Source organism: Noviherbaspirillum sp. (genome assembly GCF_036563305.1).
GTDB lineage: Bacteria > Pseudomonadota > Gammaproteobacteria > Burkholderiales > Burkholderiaceae_D > Noviherbaspirillum.
Genome location: NZ_DATCMQ010000007.1, coordinates 102415 through 119236, shown reverse-complemented (window position 1 = coordinate 119236; position 16822 = coordinate 102415). Strand labels below are relative to the sequence as shown.

Genomic DNA, 16822 nt, shown 5'->3' with positions numbered 1-16822 from the left:
CGTGTGCCGTGATCTGAGAAAACATGCTGCGCCAGTGGCACCGTCTTGCTCGACTCGCGCCTGCCCCGGTCACGTCTCGCGCCCGAGCCCGCCCCTTGCCTGCCATCCGCTGCGCTGACCTGGCTACGCCGGCAGCCAGCCGGAAGCCCGGTGCTTGCATTGCCATTCAGTCGGTGCGCCGACCGTCGACCCGCTTGCGTGGCCAGCATCGCAACCGTTCGGAACAACTGGGCCGTTGACCACTCCCCTCGCGTTGGCGCGGGATCATCGCATATGCACTCGCTGCCCCGGAGCAGCCGTAGCTGCTTGTCCAGGCGAAGCATCGAGGTGCCGAGCTTCGGGCGGCATCCGCGCGGATAGCGCGCCGACGCTGACGCGATCCGTAATTCGTAAGGCGGATCCTGCGCAACGGCGACCGTCGGGCTGCAGCGGCTACCGCATGCGATCCGCCATGACTGCCTGGGAATGCGCGGGCGATGTTGATCGCAAAAAGACCCTTGTCGCCATTTCGGCGCATCCATCGACAACAGAACAATCGCAAAAAAAAACCGCCCCCATCGGAGCGGTTTTTTTTAAGGCGGAGACGTCCTATTTCTGATCGCCCTGCTGTTCGGGCGAACTGGTGAACGGCTTGATGATCTCGACCTTTGCCTTCTTCTTCAGGCCTTCGAGGTAGGCGGCCATCTCCTGCTGCGCGATCGCGTTTGCAATCTGCTGCTGCTCGTTCTGACGGCGCGCCGCATCCGGCTGTGCCGGTTGCGCCACCTTGGTGATGCGATAAATGCCGTAACCGGTGTTGCCCAGCTCGACGCCTACATAGGCCGGGAGTTTGGAGGCGTCGGCCTTCATGACGACCGGCAGCGCGGTGGCTTCGATGGCCGGGGTCTTCACCCGAGACACCGTCTTGGTCGCCGAGAAGCCGGCAGCGTCGGCGCCTCCCTTCAGGCGCTCCAGTCGCTCCTCGCCAGCCTTCCTTGCGAGTGCCAGCGCTTCTGCCTGAACGACCCGTTCGCGCACCGTTGCCTGCACCTCTTCAAACGGACGCCGGGTCACCGGCTTGTGCTCGACGACACGTCCCGCGATCAGCGTATTCGGTGCGACTTCAACTGCCTCGGTATTGCGCTTGTTCCTGATCGCCTCGTCGGAGTAGAGCGCAGTAAGGAACTTCGGGTGGTTGTACGGCTGGTTCTGCCCTGCTGCAGGATTGGGCGTGCGAGCCAGACCGTCGGCCGTCTGGATTTTCAGGTTCAGCTTTTCCGCGGCCGGCTTCAGGCTATCCGCCTGCTCGTAGACGAGGTTGCTGAACTGTTCCGCCATTTCCGCATACTTCTTCGCGGCGAGCTGCTTCTTGATCTCGGCCGCGATTTCGTCCTTCACCTGTTCCAGGCTCTTTCCCTGCGCCGGCTTGATGCCGGTGAGCTGGATGATATGAAAGCCGAATTCCGATTCCACGATGTTGCTGATCTCACCCTGCTTGAGCTGGAATGCGGTCTCCTCGAAGGATTTCACCATCATGCCCTTGCCAAAGAAGTCGAGGTCGCCGCCGCGCTCGGCCGACCCCGGGTCCTGCGAGTTTTCCTTCGCAAGCTTCGCAAAATCGCCGGGATTGCTGCGCAACTGCGCAAGCAGCTTCTCGGCCTTCTCCCTGGCGGCCGCTTTCTCGGACGCGGAAGCACCCTGTTCGGCCTTGATCAGGATGTGGCTTGCACGGCGCTGTTCCTCCTCCGTGTAGCGCTGCGCGTTCTGCTCATAGTACGACTTGATGTCCGCGTCGGTGACGCTCACCTGCGCGGCGACTGCGGCGCTGTCGAGGACGACGTATTCCGCCTTGACCTGCTCCGGCACCTCGAACAGCGCGGCATTCTTTTCGTAATAGGCCTTGAGCATGTCGTCCGTCACCTTGACCTGGGACACGAAGTCCGCCGCCTTGAACACCTGCTCCTGGACTTCCCGTTCCTGGTCGTTCAGGTCGGACAGGCGTCCGGCAACGGTGTTCGGCGCAAACGCGGTCGCCTGGACGGCGCTGCTCACCTGCTGCAATGCCAGTTCCTGGCGCAGGCGTGCCTCATACATCGTCGGCGTCGTGCCCTGCGCTGCCAGCAGGCCCTTGTAGCGCTCCACGTCGAACTTGCCGTCAGGCCCTGTCAGGCCGGGGGTGGAGAGTATGGTCTGTTGCAGGGCCTGGTCGCTGACGGCAAGGCGGCGCTCCGCCGCTTCGGCAGCGATGACGCGCTGGACAATCAGCCCTTCGAGGATATTCTGCCGTGCTTCGGGGGTATCGAGCATCTTCGGATCGAACTGCGGGCCGAACATCTGCCGGAAGCGCTCCATCTGCTCACGCTGCGCCGTGTCGAACTCCTGCTGCGTGATCGGTTTCCCGGCGACCTTGGCAATCGCATTGTCGCCCTCGCGGAAACGTGTGTAGCCCTCGAGCCCGAAGAATGCGAACGATGGGAAGATAAAGAGCAGCAGCAGGAACTGCATCAGGCGCTGGTGCGTGCGAATGAAATCAAACATGGTCAGATCACGGACAAAATGCGAAACGCAGGTTCAGCGTGGTTCATCGAGGGACACAATTCAAGTACCGCCTGCGACGGCCGCAACGAAATGTGGAGCCACATACAAAAAAAGGCGAACTCGCGTTCGCCTTTCTCTGTTTTCTTGGCGGAGTGGACGGGACTCGAACCCGCGACCCCCGGCGTGACAGGCCGGTATTCTAACCGACTGAACTACCACTCCTGAAACTTGTACTGCATCACATGACTGCTGGTGGGTGCTGAGAGGCTCGAACTCCCGACCTACGCCTTGTAAGGGCGCCGCTCTACCAACTGAGCTAAGCACCCTGCTCACTTAGTCAGCCATGTCTTCCGGCGTTTGTCACCACCCCGGAAAAAACAAGAGTATATAGGATCTTTACGGAAGTTGCACTAGTTTATCCACCCTTGGCGAACGATATTCCTGGGCGGGCAGGTGCAATGAAAAAGCGCCCCGAAGAGCGCTTTTTCTCTGGCCCAATTATCAGCCGGGAATCAATGCTTCACTACCGGATCGGCAGTGCCCGCTGCTTGCGCCACCGCACTTTCCACCGCACCCGCCTCGACATCGGACAGCGCTTCCGGCTGCCGCTCGAGTGCGATCTCCAGCACCTTCTCGATCCATCGGACCGGCACGATCTCGAGCTTGTTCTTCACGTTGTCCGGAATGTCCGCGAGATCCTTGACGTTCTGTTCCGGAATCAGCGCGGTCTTGATGCCGCCACGGTGCGCAGCCAGCAGCTTTTCCTTCAGGCCGCCGATCGGCAGCACTTCACCGCGCAGCGTGATCTCGCCTGTCATCGCCACATCGGCTCGCACCGGGATGCCGGTCAGGACCGATACCAGGGCCGTCGTCATGGCGATACCCGCGGACGGGCCGTCCTTGGGCGTCGCCCCTTCTGGCACGTGGATGTGAATGTCCGTCTTGCCGAACACTTCGCTCTTGATGCCGAGGCGCTTGGCACGGCTGCGAACGACGGTACGGGCTGCCTCGATCGATTCCTTCATCACGTCGCCGAGCGTACCGGTGCGAATGACGTCGCCCTTGCCGGGCATCGTCATTGCCTCGATCGTCAGCAGGTCGCCGCCGACTTCCGTCCACGCCAGGCCGACCACCTGGCCGATCTGGTTTTCCTTCTCCGCCATGCCGAAGTCGTAGCGACGCACGCCAAGGAACTTGTCGAGGTTCTTCGGGCTGAGGGTGATCTTGCGATCCTGTTTCTTCAGCAACAGCATCTTGACCACCTTGCGGCAGATCTTCGACAGTTCCCGCTCGAGCGAGCGCACGCCGGCTTCCCGCGTGTAGTAACGGATGATGTCGCGGATCGTCGCTTCCGGCACCGAGATCTCGTCTTCCTTCAGGCCGTTGTTGGTGACCTGCTTCGGCAGCAGGTAGCGCAACGCAATGTTCGTCTTCTCGTCCTCGGTGTAACCCGACAGGCGAATCACTTCCATCCGGTCCAGCAGTGCGGGCGGAATGTTGTACGAGTTCGAGGTCGCCACGAACATGACATCCGACAGGTCGAAGTCGACTTCGATGTAATGGTCCGAGAAAGTGTGATTCTGCTCGGGATCCAGCACCTCGAGCAATGCCGAGGACGGATCGCCGCGGAAGTCCTGGCCCATCTTGTCGACTTCGTCCAGCAGGAACAGCGGGTTGCGCACGCCGGTCTTGGCCAGGCTCTGCAGGATCTTGCCGGGCATGGAGCCGATGTAGGTCCTGCGATGGCCGCGGATCTCAGCCTCGTCCCGCACGCCGCCCAGCGCCATGCGCACGAACTTCCGGTTGGTGGCGCGCGCGATGGACTGGCCGAGCGAGGTCTTGCCGACGCCAGGAGGGCCGACCAGGCACAGAATCGGCGCCTTCACCTTGTCGACGCGCTGTTGCACGGCGAGATATTCGAGAATGCGTTCCTTGACCTTCTCGAGACCGTAGTGTTCGTTCTCGAGTACCTTCTCCGCATTGGCCAGATCGTTGTTGATCTTCGACTTCTTGCGCCAAGGGAGGCTGAGCATGGTGTCGATGTAGTTGCGCACGACCGTGGCCTCCGCCGACATCGGCGACATCAGCTTGAGTTTCTTGAGCTCGGCCTGTGCCTTCTCGCGCGCTTCCTTCGGCATCTTCGCGGCAATGATCTTCTTCTCGAGTTCCTCGAGGTCCGCGCCTTCCTCGCCTTCGCCCAGCTCCTTCTGGATCGCCTTCACCTGTTCGTTCAGGTAATACTCGCGTTGCGACTTTTCCATCTGGCGCTTTACGCGACCGCGGATGCGCTTCTCCACCTGCAGGATGTCGAGCTCGCCTTCGAGCTGCCCGAGTAGGTGCTCGTGGCGCTTGGCGACATTGAAGATCTCGAGAATCACCTGCTTTTGCTCAAGCTTAAGCGGCAGGTGCGCTGCTATGGTGTCGGCTAGGCGACCTGCATCATCGATGCCCGCAAGCGACGTAAGGATTTCAGGCGGAATCTTCTTGTTCAGTTTGACGTACTGGTCGAACTGCTGGACGATCGCGCGACGCATCGCCTCGACTTCGGATTCGTCGCCCGGCTCGGACTCGACCGGCGTCAGGTCCGCGGCAAAGTGGGTGTCAAGTTCGAGGATGCGATGGATGCGGGCGCGTTGCGCGCCTTCCACCAGGACCTTCACGGTCCCGTCCGGCAGCTTCAGCATCTGCAGGATGTTCGCAACACAACCGATCTGGTAAATATCGTTCGCGGAAGGCTCATCCTTCGCAGCGGCCTTCTGGGCGGCGAGCATGATGCTCTTGCCCTGTTCCATCGCTGCTTCCAGAGCCTTGATCGACTTGGGACGGCCAACGAACAGCGGGATCACCATATGCGGGAAGACTACAACGTCCCGCAACGGCAGCAGCGGCAGTTGGGTGTGTTCAATTACTGTTGTGGAAGTCGTCATGGCGAACCTTATCTAAGAGCTTGTTGATGATGTTGGCCCAGCGGGCCGATTCTCAAGTCCAAGCGGCAACAAAAATCTTGTTTCATTTATCGCAATAAAAAAAGCCACACGCGAAGTCGCCCTCGGGTGGCCTTTTACCGGAAGCCTGAAGTGATTCCTGCGATTCAAATTGTACTGCTTTCAGGAAAAAACGGGCTTTGGTCCACTTTGTTCAAATGCATGGGTCCTTACTTTGCTCCCGAAACCTTGGGTTGTTCGTGGTAGATCAGTAGCGGCTTGGCGCCGTTGGCAATCGTGTTTTCGTCGATCACCACCTTCGCCACATTCTGCTGATTCGGAAGTTCGAACATCACTTCCAGCAGCGCATGTTCCAGGATTGATCGCAGCCCACGCGCGCCCGTCTTGCGCTCGATTGCCTTCCGGGCGATAGCGTGCAAGGCACCCGGCCGTACTTCAAGTTCTGCCCCTTCCATCTGCAGCAGCTTTGCATACTGTTTGATCAGGGCATTCTTGGGTTCGAGCAAGATTTGGATTAGGGCTTCCTCGTTTAGTTCATTCAGCGTCGCCACCACCGGCAGGCGACCGACCAGCTCGGGAATCAGGCCGAACTTGATCAGGTCTTCCGGTTCCACCTCGAGCAGCATCTCGCTCGCGTTTCGCTCCATCTGGCTCTTCACGCTTGCCGAGAAACCGATGCCGCTCCGCTCCGAGCGGTTGGAGATGATCTTTGCGAGGCCATCGAACGCACCGCCACAGATGAACATGATGTTCGTCGTGTCGATCTGCACGAAATCCTGGTTGGGATGCTTGCGTCCGCCCTGCGGCGGAACCGAGGCCATCGTGCCCTCGATCAGCTTCAGCAGCGCCTGCTGGACACCCTCGCCGGACACATCGCGCGTGATGGACGGGTTGTCGGACTTGCGCGAGATCTTGTCGATCTCGTCGATGTAGACGATGCCCTTTTGCGCCTTCTCGACTTCGTAGTTGCAGTTCTGGAGCAGCTTCTGAATGATGTTCTCGACATCCTCGCCAACATAACCGGCCTCGGTCAGCGTGGTCGCGTCGGCAATCACGAACGGTACGTTCAGCATGCGCGCCAGGGTCTGGGCCAGCAGGGTCTTGCCGGAACCGGTCGGACCGATCAGAAGGATGTTGCTCTTCGCAAGCTCGACGTCGTCCTTCTTGCCGAGGTGCTTGAGCCGCTTGTAATGGTTGTAGACCGCGACCGAAAGGATACGCTTGGCGGTCTCCTGCCCGATCACATACTGACCGAGCAGTTCGAAGATTTCCTGGGGCGTCGGGAGGTCGGACTTTGCGCCCGCAACCGATTCCACGCTCGATGCCTCGTCGCGGATGATGTCGTTACACAGATCGATGCACTCGTCGCAGATGAAGACCGAGGGACCCGCGATCAGTTTCTTTACCTCGTGCTGGCTCTTACCGCAGAATGAGCAGTAAAGCAATTTTTCGCCGCTGGAGGATTTTTTGTCAGACATAGAGCTAGGTTTGGATGGAGATTGAACCGATATTACCTGCGAAATCCGGATTCGTCACGACGCTCCTCAACAATTCTGAGGAAGCAAAACTGAATCCGTCGTCATAAAACAAAACGCCCGGACGCAGGCGTGTCCGGGCGTTTTTCACGTGGACAGCGCGCTCAGGCGCGGGACGCCAGCACCTTGTCAATCATGCCATACTCGGCTGCTTCCGCCGCGGACATGAAATTATCTCTGTCTGTATCCTTGCTGATTTGTTCCACACTGCGGCCCGTTTTTTCGGCCAGGATGTGGTTCAGCCGGTCGCGCAGATAGAGGATCTCGCGTGCCTGGATCTCGATGTCCGCTGCCTGCCCCTGCGCCCCGCCGAGCGGCTGGTGGATCATGATGCGCGAGTTCGGCAATGAGTAACGCTTGCCCTTGGCACCCGCGGCAAGCAGGAAGGCGCCCATCGAAGCGGCGAGTCCGGTGCACAGCGTCGACACGTCCGGCTTGATGAACTGCATCGTGTCGTAGATCGCCATGCCGGCCGACACCGAGCCGCCGGGCGAGTTGATGTAGAGCGAAATGTCCTTGTCAGGATTCTCGCTCTCCAGGAACAGCAACTGCGCGACGATCAGATTGGCGGAATGGTCGTTCACCGGGCCGACCAGGAAAATCACACGCTCTTTCAGCAGGCGCGAGTAGATGTCGTACGCGCGCTCGCCGCGGCCGCTTTGTTCAATCACCATCGGCACCATACCGAGCATTTCGGTATCAAGTGCAGAGTTTTTCATCATGCCTGACATGTGCTTTCCTTTGGAGAGTGCACAAGCAGCTTAGGCTTGTGCGTTATTGCCCATCAATTCGTCGAAGGCGACCGCTTTCTCGGTGACCTTCGCCTTTCCGAGTACATAGTTAACGACGTTTTCTTCCAAAACAAGGGCTTCGACTTCGGCCAGGCGGCGACGGTCGCTGTAGTAGAACTTCAGGACCTGCTGCGGATCCTCGTAGCTCTGCGCGAACTCCTCGACCTGCGCCTTGACCTGGTCGGGCGTTGCCTCCAGCTTGTTGGCCTTGACGATCTCGGCCAGGATCAGGCCGAGGCGGACGCGGCGCTCAGCCTGCGCGGTGAACAGTTCACGCGGGAACGGCATGTCCTTCACGTTCATGCCGCGCTGTGCCATGTCCTGGCGGGCCATCTCGACCAGCCGATCGACGTCCTGCTCGATCAGGGCGTTCGGCACGTCCAGTTCGGAGACCTTGATGAGCGCGTCCATCACGCTGTCTTTGGTCTTCGATTTGACGCGCCCTTTGACCTCGCGCTCGAGGTTGGCCTTGATATCGTCGCGCATCTTCTGCAGGTCGCCGTCGACGATGCCCAGAGACTTCGCGAATTCGGCGTCGACTTCAGGCATGTGCGCCCACTCGACCTTCTTCATGGTGATCGTGAATTCGGCGGTCTTGCCTGCCACGTCCTTGCCGTGGTAGTCCTCGGGGAAGGACAGCGGGAACGTGCGGGTCTCGCCAACCTTCAGGCCGATCGCGGCCGTCTCGAACTCGGCCAGCATGCGGCCCTCGCCCAGCACGAACGGAAAGTCTTCCGCTTTGCCGCCCTGGAATTCCACGCCGTCGATCTTGCCGACGAAATCCACGGTCACGCGGTCGCCGTTCTGCGCCGAGACGTCCGCGCCGCCGTCGCCGTGCGCGCCCTGCTCACCCTTGACGTGGTAATGCACGCGCTGCTTGCGCAGGATGTCGATGGTCTTGTCAATCTCGGCGTCGGTCACGTCGCTGGTCGTCTTCTCGACCTCGACGCCCGACAGGTCGCCGATCTTCACTTCGGGATAGACTTCGAACGTGGCGTCGAATGCGACCACGCCTTCGCCTGTGCCGGTCTTCGGCTCGATCTTCGGGAAGCCGGCGACGCGCAGGTTGTTCTCGCTTGCCGCCTCGCTGAAGGCGCGACCCACCTTGTCGTTCAACACTTCAGTCTCGACCTGGTAGCCGTACTGCTGCGCGACCATCTTCATCGGCACCTTGCCGGGACGGAAGCCGGGAGCCTTGGCGGTACGGGCGCGGATCTTCAGGCGCTTTTCCACCTCATCCTTGACGTCCGCCAGCGGCACCGTGATGGTCATGCGGCGCTCGAGTTTTTCCAGGGTTTCGACTGCAGTTGCCATGTGAATTGTCCAAAAATTAAAGATTCTGTGGTGCGAGGAGGGGGACTCGAACCCCCACACCATTGCTGGCGTCAGGACCTAAACCTGGTGCGTCTACCAATTTCGCCATCCTCGCGGGAATGTAGCATCGCGTGCCTGCGTTGATTTGCACAAAAGCAAAGGGCGACCGTGAAGTGAACATTTGGTCGCCCTACTTTGATGCGTTAGTAGCTCTTCAACTTCAACGCGGGATTTTACTGTATTTTTTCAACCGCTGTCCCGATTTTTGAAGTCCGGAATCCCCGCGGACGGGCGCTCTTCACGGGATGACCGCCACTTCCGGCTGCGGTTTGCGCACCCTGAACCAGGCGGCGTAAAGGGCAGGCAGGAACAGCAGCGTCAGTGCGGTGGCGATGATCAGGCCGCCCATGATGGCGACCGCCATCGGCCCCCAGAACACCGAGCGCGACAGCGGGATCATGGCCAGCACCGCGGCTGCGGCGGTGAGGATGATCGGGCGGAAGCGCCGCACCGCGGACTCGACGATCGCGTTCCACGGCTCCGCGCCGGCCTGGATGTCGTGCTCGATCTGGTCGATCAGTATCACCGAGTTCCGGATGATCATGCCGAACAGGGCGATCACGCCCAGCTGTGCGACGAAGCCGAACGGCCGCTGCAGCAGCAGCAGCGCCATCGCCGCCCCGGCCACGCCGAGCGGGCCGGTGAGGAATACCAGCAGCGAGCGCGAAAAGCTGTGCAGCTGCAGCATCAGCAGCGTGAAGATGATGAAGATCACCAGCGGGACGTTGGCGGCGATCGACTCCTGCGCCTTTCCGCTGTCGGCCGCCGCGCCTGCCAGTTCGATCCGGTAACCGGCAGGCAGCTGCTGCCGCAGGCTTGCCAGCGCCGGGTCGATCTGGCTGGAGACCGTCGGTCCCTGGATGCCGTCGACCACGTCCGACTGCACGGTGATCGCCCATTCCCGCCCCTCGCGCCAGACCACGCCCGGCTCCCAGACGAAGGCGACGCGCGCGACCTGCGCGAGCGGCACGCCCCTGCCGCTGGCAGTCGGGATATATGCCTCGTTCACCGCGCTGATGGTTGCCCGTTCCTCGACTGGCTGACGCATGACGATATCGATCAGCTTGTTGCCGTCCCGGTACTGCCCGATGGTGCTGCCGGTCAGTACCGTGTTGACGGTGCGCATGACGGACTGCGAGCTGACGCCCAGTGCCCGCAGCTTGTCCTGATCGAGATCCAGGCGCAGCACCTTCACCGACTCGTTCCAGTTGTCGTTGACGCCGACGGCATTCGGGTTGGCGCCCATGATCTCCTTCACCTGGTCGGCGATCGCCCGCACCTTGTCCACCTCGTAGCCGGTGACGCGGAACTGCACCGGATACGGCACCGGCGGCCCGTTCGGCAGCAGCTTCACCCGCCCGCGCACTTCCGGGAAGTCCGTCTTGAATGCTTCGCTGATCTTCAGTCGCAGGTGCTCGCGCGCCGCCAGATCCTTGGCGAGCACGACGATCTGGGATACGTTCGTCTGCGGGAAGATCTGGTCGAGCGGAAGATAGAAGCGCGGGCTGCCGGTGCCGACGTAGGTGGTGACGCTTTCCACGCCTTCCTGGCGGCCGATGAACGCTTCGAACTTCTTTGCCTGGGCTTCGGTGGCGCTGAAGGAACTGCCCTCGGGCAGCCACATCTCGACCATCAGCTCGGGACGGCTGGAGTCCGGGAAGAACTGCTGTTCGATCAACCGGAAACCGAGCACGCCAAGCGCGAAGACGCCGAGCGTGAGCACGATGGTCGTCTTGCGCCACTCGACGCACCAGTTCACGAGCTTGCGGAAACGGACGTAGAAGCCGCCTTCGAACAGCTCGTGGTGACCGTCGGCACCGCTCGACGGCTTCACCTTGAGCAAAACGTAGCCGATGTAGGGCGTGAAAATGACGGCGACGAGCCAGGACACGATCAGGGCAATGGCGTTGACCGAGAACATCGAGAACGTGTACTCGCCTGCCGCCGACTTGGCCAGGCCGATCGGGAGGAACCCCGCTGCGGTGATCAGGGTGCCCGTCAGCATCGGCATGGCGGTGGAGGTATAGGCGAAGGTTGCGGCATCGAAGCGCGAGAAACCCTCTTCCATCTTTCGCACCATCATCTCGACGGCGATGATCGCGTCATCGACCAGCAGCCCCAGTGCAATGATGAGCGCCCCAAGCGAGATCTTGTGCAGGTCGATGTTGAATACCCGCATGAACAGGAACGTCACCGCCAGCACCAGCGGGATGGTCAGGGCGACCACCAGGCCCGGCCTGACGTCGAGACGGAATGGCCGCGTATGCAGGCCGAGCGCAAGGAAACTCACGGCGAGCACGATCAGGACCGCCTCGGCAAGCGTCTGCAGGAATTCATTGACGGAAGACGCGACGGCTTTCGGCTGGTCCGATACCCGTTCCAGCTCGATGCCCACCGGGAGCTTGTCCTTCATGGCCGCCACGGTGTTTTCGAGGTTGCGCCCGAGCTGGATGATGTCGCCGCCCCGCTCCATCGAGATACCGAGGCCGATCACGTCCCTGCCGTTGAAGCGCATCTTGTCCTGCGGCGGGTCGCGGTATTCGCGCTTGACCTTGGCGAAGTCGCCGAGCCGGAACGTCGTGCCGTTGGCGCGCAACTCGAGGTTCTCGAGGTCCTTCGGGGTCAGCAAGGCGCCCGTCACGCGCACCTGGAGATTGTCCGTGGGCGTGACCAGCACGCCGCTCGCCTCGACCGCATTTTGCGCATTGATCTGGGCCACCACGGCATCGAAGGGGATGCCGAGCTGCGCGAACTTCTTGTGCGAGAACTCGATGTTGATCTTCTCATCCTGCACGCCGAACAGTTCGACCTTGGCGACCGAAGGCACCTTCAGGAACTGCTGGCGCACGAAGTCCGCGTAATCCTTGACTTCGGCGTAGCTGAAACCGTCCCCTGAGAGCGCGAAGATCGAACCGTAGGTGTCGCCGAACTCGTCGTTGAAGAACGGGCCGATGACGCCGGGCGGCAGCGTGTTGCGGATGTCGCCGATCTTCTTGCGCACCTGGTACCAGGCGCCGGGCGTCTCCTTGGGCGGCGTCGACTCGCGCAGCTGCAGGATGATCAGTGTCTCGCCCGGCTTCGAGTAACTGCGGATCTTGTCGATGTAGGGCGTTTCCTGCAGCTTTTTTTCCAGCTTGTCCGTTACCTGGTCGGCCATCTGCAGCGCGGTGGCGCCGGGCCAGATGGCACGCACCACCATCGCGCGGAAAGTGAACGGCGGATCCTCGTCCTGACCAAGCCGGCCGTAGCTCAGCACGCCGCCGATCAGCAGCGCGACGATCAGGTAGCGGGTCAGCGGAATGTGTTCGAGGGCCCAGCGGGACAGGTTGAAACCGCCCTTCATTTGGCGGCTCCGGCGGGGAGCGCGGCCGTATTTTCAGTAGCGAGCAGCCTGACCTTCTGGCCCGGCTTGAGCTGGTTGACGCCAGCCGTCACCACGGTCTGGCCGGGTTCGATGCCGCCGGCGACCAGCACTTCATTGCCGGCGGTTCCGGCCAGTTGCACCGGCACGAGCTTCACTGCGCCATTCTCCACGACCCAGACGGCCGTGCCCGACTTGTCCTTGAACAGGGCATTGAGCGGCAGTCGGATGGCATTGTCCGTGGATTTTTCACTAAAGGCGACGTATGCGGTCATGCCGAGACGGACGTCTTCCGGTGCCTTTGGGATGGCAATGCGCGCGGCGTAGGTGCGGGTCGCCGGGTCGGCGACAGGCGACAGCTCCCGCAGCTTGCCCGGAATGACCTGCTCGGGACGCGCCCAGGTCCGGACCCTTGCTTCGACCGCCTGTTTGATGGCGTCGACCCGGTCTTCGGGAATGCCGATCACGACCTCCTTCTCGCCGAGCTGGGCGACGCGCACCACCGGCGTGCCTGCGGCCACCACCTGGCCGACCTCGGCGTCGACACCGGTTACGACGCCGTCCGCGTCTGCGACCAGTACCGCGTAGCCGGCCTGGTTCGACTGGTTGCGCAATGCCGCCACCGCCTGGTCGTAGCTTGCCTGCGCTGCCTTGAATGCAGTTTCCTTGCTGTCGAGGACGGCCTGGCTGACGAAGTTCTTCTCGCGCAGGTCCTGATAGCGCTTCAACTCGGCACGCGCGAGGTCGCGATTGCTCTCTGCGGCCTTCAGCGCCGCATTCGCCTGCGCCTGCGCCAGCTCCAGGTCGCGCGGATCGAGCTGCATCAGGACCTGGCCGCGCCTGACCGGCGTGCCGACATCGACCTTGCGGCTGACGATCTTGCCCCCGACCCGAAAACCGAGGCGGGACTCGACCCTGGCCCTGACCTCGCCGGAGAACTCGGCGCCGCCCTCGACGCTGCCGGCCGCGACTTTCACCACCCGGACAGGTCTCGCCTCCTCCACCTTCTCCACCGGCTTGGTACAACCGGCCAGCACGAGGCCGGCGGCGAGCGCGAGCAGTGGCAGGCGACCCGGCGGGGACAGGCGCGTGCGGAAGAAGCGGGAAGGATTGGGTGCGGCCACGTTCTTTTCCTTTACTATGCGGGCTGATTTTGCGGAGCGGATCTTAGCTGGCTGCCCGCACTGAACGCGCCGGCAACGGTTACTGACTGATTGGTTAGTAATTATAAGCAGGCGTTGATGGTTTGCATATGACTTTTTGGTCAGTTAAAGAATGCCCGTTGAACACTACGAGAATTTCCCGGTCGCCTCGCTGCTCCTTCCGGCGCGACTGCGACCTGCGGTCGAAGCCATCTACGCGTTCGCGCGCAGCGCCGACGACATCGCCGACGAGGGCCACGCTTCCCCTGGCGAGCGGCTGCAGGCACTGGACCGTTACGAAGCCGGGCTGGACGACATTGCAGCCGGCAGAACGACCGGGACGCCGCCATTCGCCGCTCTCGCCCGCACCGTCCAGGCCCACGCACTGCCGCTGCAACCGCTGCGCGACCTGCTGTCGGCATTCCGGCAGGACGTGGTCACCGTGCGCTACGCACGCTATGCCGACCTGCTCGACTATTGCGCGCGTTCGGCCAATCCCGTCGGCAGGCTGATGCTGCACCTTTACGGCAATGCGAGCGAAGAGAACTGCAGGCAGTCGGACGCCGTCTGCACCGCCCTGCAGCTGATCAATTTCTGGCAGGACGTCGCCGTCGACTGGGGCAAGCGCCGCATCTACCTGCCGCAGGAAGATCTGGACCGTTTCGGCGTGACCGAGGACGACATCGGGGGTGGCAAGCTGAGCGATGCATGGCAGGCGCTGATGCGATTCGAGGTCGAGCGCGCCCGCGCCCTGATGCTGTCCGGCGCCGGCCTCGCGCTGCGCCTGCCCGGCAGGATCGGCTGGGAATTGCGGCTGGTGGTGCAAGGCGGCCTGCGGATACTCGAACGCATCGAGGCGGCTGACCATGATGTGTTCCGGCACCGGCCACAATTGCGAGCACGGGACTGGGCGCTGATCTGCTGGCGCGCCGTGTGCATGAAAATACGTTTGTCGCCAAAGACGCAACTCGGCTAGGATAGCGGCTTTCGCATTTGCCCATCACCACGCCTTCATGTCGCCGGACGAATACTGCCAGCAAAAAGCCGTTCAGAGCGGCTCGAGTTTCTACTACAGCTTCCTGTTCCTGCCGGCCGAACGGCGGCGCGCCATAACTGCCCTGTATGCATTCTGCCGCGAGGTCGACGACACCGTCGACGAGTGCACGGATGCGACAGTGGCGCGCAACAAGCTTGCCTGGTGGCGCAAGGAGGTTCGCGCGATGCGGGAGGGCAAGCCGTCGCACCCGGTCACGCAGGCATTGCATCCGCACCTGGCGACGTACAAGCTTCAGGAGGAGCACCTGCAGGCGATCATCGACGGCATGGAGATGGATCTCGACCAGACGCGCTATCTCGATTACGCCGGGCTCAAGCGCTACTGCTGGCATGTCGCAAGCGTCGTCGGGATCCTGTCGGCCAGCATTTTTGGCGCCTCCCGTCCCGAAACTTTGCAATATGCCGAGAAGCTCGGCCTGGCCTTCCAGCTGACCAACATCATTCGCGACGTCGGGGAAGACGCCCGCAAGGGCCGGATCTACCTGCCGGTCAACGAGCTTCAGCAGTTCAACGTCACCGCCGCGGACATACTTAACGCGCGGCACAGCGAAAATTTCGAGAAGCTGATGCGGTTTCAGGCCGAGCGCGCCCGGACCGCCTACGACGAGGCCTTTTCCCTGTTGCCGGGCGCGGACCGCCGGGCGCAGCGCCCCGGCCTGATGATGGCGGCGATCTACCGCGCGCTGCTCGATGAGATCGAGCGCGACGGTTTTCACGTGCTGGAACGGAAGGTTTCGTTGACGCCGATCCGCAAGCTGTGGCTCGCCTGGAAGACTTATGTGCGCGGGTGATGCGTAACATTGCGGTCGTCGGGGGCGGCTGGGCCGGCTGCGCGGCCGCCGTCGAACTGTGCCGGAAGGGCGATGTGGCCGTCACGCTGTTCGAAGCGGCCCGCACGCTCGGGGGCCGGGCGCGACAGGTCGAGATGCAGGACATGGCACTCGACAATGGCCAGCACATCCTGCTCGGGGCCTACGGCGAATCGCTGCGCCTGATGCGGGAGGTCGGCATCACCCCCGAAACCGCCCTGCTGCGCTTGCCGATGCAGATGCGGTATGCGCCATGCGGCGACGGCATGGACTTCGTCTCCTGGCGACTGCCCGCGCCCCTGCACATGCTGGGCGGGTTGTTGTCGGCGCGCGGCCTGCGAGCCGGCGACAAGCTCGCGCTTGCCCGTTTCACGAGTGCCGCGCGATGGATGGACTGGCGGCAGGACACCGACTGCAGCGTCACCGAATTGCTTGACCGTTTCGACCAGACCGACCGGTTGGTTCAGCTGATGTGGCGGCCGCTGTGCATCGCCGCATTGAACACCCCGCCGGAGCGCGCTTCGGCCCAGGTCTTCCTGAACGTGCTGCGCGACAGTCTCGGCGCCTCCCGCAGGGGAGCTTCCGACATGCTGATTCCCCGACGCGACCTGACCGCGCTCTTTCCGTCAGCGGCGGCGAGTTATGTCGAGCGTCATGGCGGCGTAGTACGCAGCGGCACTGCCGTGTCGGGCTTGCGCCGCGTCGACGACGGCTGGAAGGTTGTGTCCGGCGAGGCGGAACATTCCTTCGAAGGCGTCGTGCTCGCCACCGGGCCGCATCATGCGGCGGGACTGCTGGAGGGATGGGTCGACGTCGCCGCATTGCAGTCAATGCGCTTTGAACCGATTACGACCTGCTACCTGCGGTATGAGGACGGCGTGTCGCTCGGACATCCGTTCTTCGCCCTGCGCGACGATCCAGTCGGCGGCGAATGGGGACAGTTCGTGTTCGACCGCGGCATGCTGGATGCGCGGCAGCGCGGCCTGCTCGCGGTCGTGGTCAGCGCCTCGACGGAAGCAATCGCGGACGGACATGAAGCGCTTGCTGCCGCGCTTGCAGCGCAACTGGCCCGCGCATTCGGTCAACCCGGGCTCTCGGCGCCCCTGTGGTCGAAGGTGATCAGCGAGAAGCGCGCGACCTTTTCCTGCACGCCGGGCATGCATCGCATGGGCAATGCCACCGGCCTGCCAGGGCTGGTCATTGCCGGCGACCATACGGCCTGCGACTACCCGGCCACACTGGAAGGCGCGGTGCGCAGCGGGGTGCAGGCAGCGGCCCTTCTGCTCGCCTGA

10 protein-coding genes and 3 tRNA genes are annotated in these 16822 nt (G+C 62.4%); 3 read left to right on the top strand and 10 right to left on the bottom strand.

Annotated elements, in window-relative coordinates:
* Nucleotides 1-588: 588 nt before the first annotated feature.
* From VIM12_RS05495 to VIM12_RS05450, 10 genes are all read right to left on the bottom strand, one after another.
* A complete protein-coding gene (locus VIM12_RS05495; protein ID WP_331940607.1) occupies nucleotides 589-2517 on the bottom strand; it encodes a SurA N-terminal domain-containing protein in 1929 nt (642 codons plus the stop codon).
* A 145-nt stretch (nucleotides 2518-2662) separates the two neighbouring features.
* Nucleotides 2663-2739: transfer RNA gene (locus VIM12_RS05490), tRNA-Asp, on the bottom strand.
* A gap of 28 nt (nucleotides 2740-2767) precedes the next feature.
* A tRNA-Val gene (locus VIM12_RS05485) sits at nucleotides 2768-2843 on the bottom strand.
* 186 nt (nucleotides 2844-3029) lie between these two features.
* Nucleotides 3030-5366 carry an endopeptidase La gene (gene lon, locus VIM12_RS05480; protein ID WP_414691755.1) on the bottom strand — a complete coding sequence of 779 codons (2337 nt, stop codon included), beginning with the start codon at nucleotides 5364-5366 and terminating at the stop codon, nucleotides 3030-3032.
* A 305-nt stretch (nucleotides 5367-5671) separates the two neighbouring features.
* Nucleotides 5672-6940 (bottom strand): ATP-dependent Clp protease ATP-binding subunit ClpX, encoded by a 1269-nt coding sequence (gene clpX, locus VIM12_RS05475; RefSeq protein WP_331940605.1) that lies wholly within the window; start codon nucleotides 6938-6940, stop codon nucleotides 5672-5674.
* Between the two features lie 161 nt (nucleotides 6941-7101).
* Complete coding sequence (gene clpP, locus VIM12_RS05470; protein WP_331940604.1) at nucleotides 7102-7728, bottom strand: ATP-dependent Clp endopeptidase proteolytic subunit ClpP; 627 nt, start codon at nucleotides 7726-7728, stop codon at nucleotides 7102-7104.
* A 30-nt stretch (nucleotides 7729-7758) separates the two neighbouring features.
* Complete coding sequence (tig, locus tag VIM12_RS05465) at nucleotides 7759-9102, bottom strand: trigger factor (protein ID WP_331940603.1); 1344 nt, start codon at nucleotides 9100-9102, stop codon at nucleotides 7759-7761.
* Between the two features lie 28 nt (nucleotides 9103-9130).
* Nucleotides 9131-9217, bottom strand: a tRNA-Leu gene (locus tag VIM12_RS05460).
* Between the two features lie 183 nt (nucleotides 9218-9400).
* The gene (locus VIM12_RS05455; protein ID WP_331940602.1) at nucleotides 9401-12505 is read right to left on the bottom strand and encodes an efflux RND transporter permease subunit; all 3105 of its coding nucleotides are present in this window, start codon (nucleotides 12503-12505) and stop codon (nucleotides 9401-9403) included.
* Nucleotides 12502-13647, bottom strand: a complete 1146-nt coding sequence (locus VIM12_RS05450; protein ID WP_331940601.1) for an efflux RND transporter periplasmic adaptor subunit — start codon at nucleotides 13645-13647, stop codon at nucleotides 12502-12504. The genes VIM12_RS05455 and VIM12_RS05450 overlap by 4 nt, the downstream gene beginning before the upstream one ends.
* A gap of 151 nt (nucleotides 13648-13798) precedes the next feature.
* On the opposite strand from VIM12_RS05450, the gene hpnC reads away from it, so the two are divergent.
* The 3 genes from hpnC to hpnE are packed head-to-tail and all read left to right on the top strand — an operon-like array spanning nucleotide 13799 to nucleotide 16822.
* On the top strand, nucleotides 13799-14641 hold the full coding sequence (gene hpnC, locus VIM12_RS05445; protein ID WP_331940600.1) for a squalene synthase HpnC: 843 nt from the start codon (nucleotides 13799-13801) through the stop codon (nucleotides 14639-14641).
* A gap of 37 nt (nucleotides 14642-14678) precedes the next feature.
* Nucleotides 14679-15512 (top strand): presqualene diphosphate synthase HpnD, encoded by an 834-nt coding sequence (gene hpnD, locus VIM12_RS05440; protein ID WP_331940599.1) that lies wholly within the window; start codon nucleotides 14679-14681, stop codon nucleotides 15510-15512.
* Nucleotides 15512-16822 carry a hydroxysqualene dehydroxylase HpnE gene (gene hpnE / locus VIM12_RS05435; RefSeq protein WP_331940598.1) on the top strand — a complete coding sequence of 437 codons (1311 nt, stop codon included), beginning with the start codon at nucleotides 15512-15514 and terminating at the stop codon, nucleotides 16820-16822. The genes hpnD and hpnE overlap by 1 nt, the downstream gene beginning before the upstream one ends.

Bases quoted from the DNA above. Each gene is read 5' to 3' on its own strand.
- VIM12_RS05455 (WP_331940602.1), bottom strand. From the start codon at position 12,505: ATGAAGGGCGGTTTCAACCTGTCCCGCTGGGCCCTCGAACACATTCCG.
- VIM12_RS05495 (WP_331940607.1), bottom strand. From the start codon at position 2,517: ATGTTTGATTTCATTCGCACGCACCAGCGCCTGATGCAGTTCCTGCTG.
- clpP (WP_331940604.1), bottom strand. From the start codon at position 7,728: ATGTCAGGCATGATGAAAAACTCTGCACTTGATACCGAAATGCTCGGT.
- hpnD (WP_331940599.1), top strand. From the start codon at position 14,679: ATGTCGCCGGACGAATACTGCCAGCAAAAAGCCGTTCAGAGCGGCTCG.
- hpnE (WP_331940598.1), top strand. From the start codon at position 15,512: ATGCGTAACATTGCGGTCGTCGGGGGCGGCTGGGCCGGCTGCGCGGCC.
- clpX (WP_331940605.1), bottom strand. From the start codon at position 6,940: ATGTCTGACAAAAAATCCTCCAGCGGCGAAAAATTGCTTTACTGCTCA.
- lon (WP_414691755.1), bottom strand. From the start codon at position 5,366: ATGGTGATCCCGCTGTTCGTTGGCCGTCCCAAGTCGATCAAGGCTCTG.
- hpnC (WP_331940600.1), top strand. From the start codon at position 13,799: ATGCCCGTTGAACACTACGAGAATTTCCCGGTCGCCTCGCTGCTCCTT.
- tig (WP_331940603.1), bottom strand. From the start codon at position 9,102: ATGGCAACTGCAGTCGAAACCCTGGAAAAACTCGAGCGCCGCATGACC.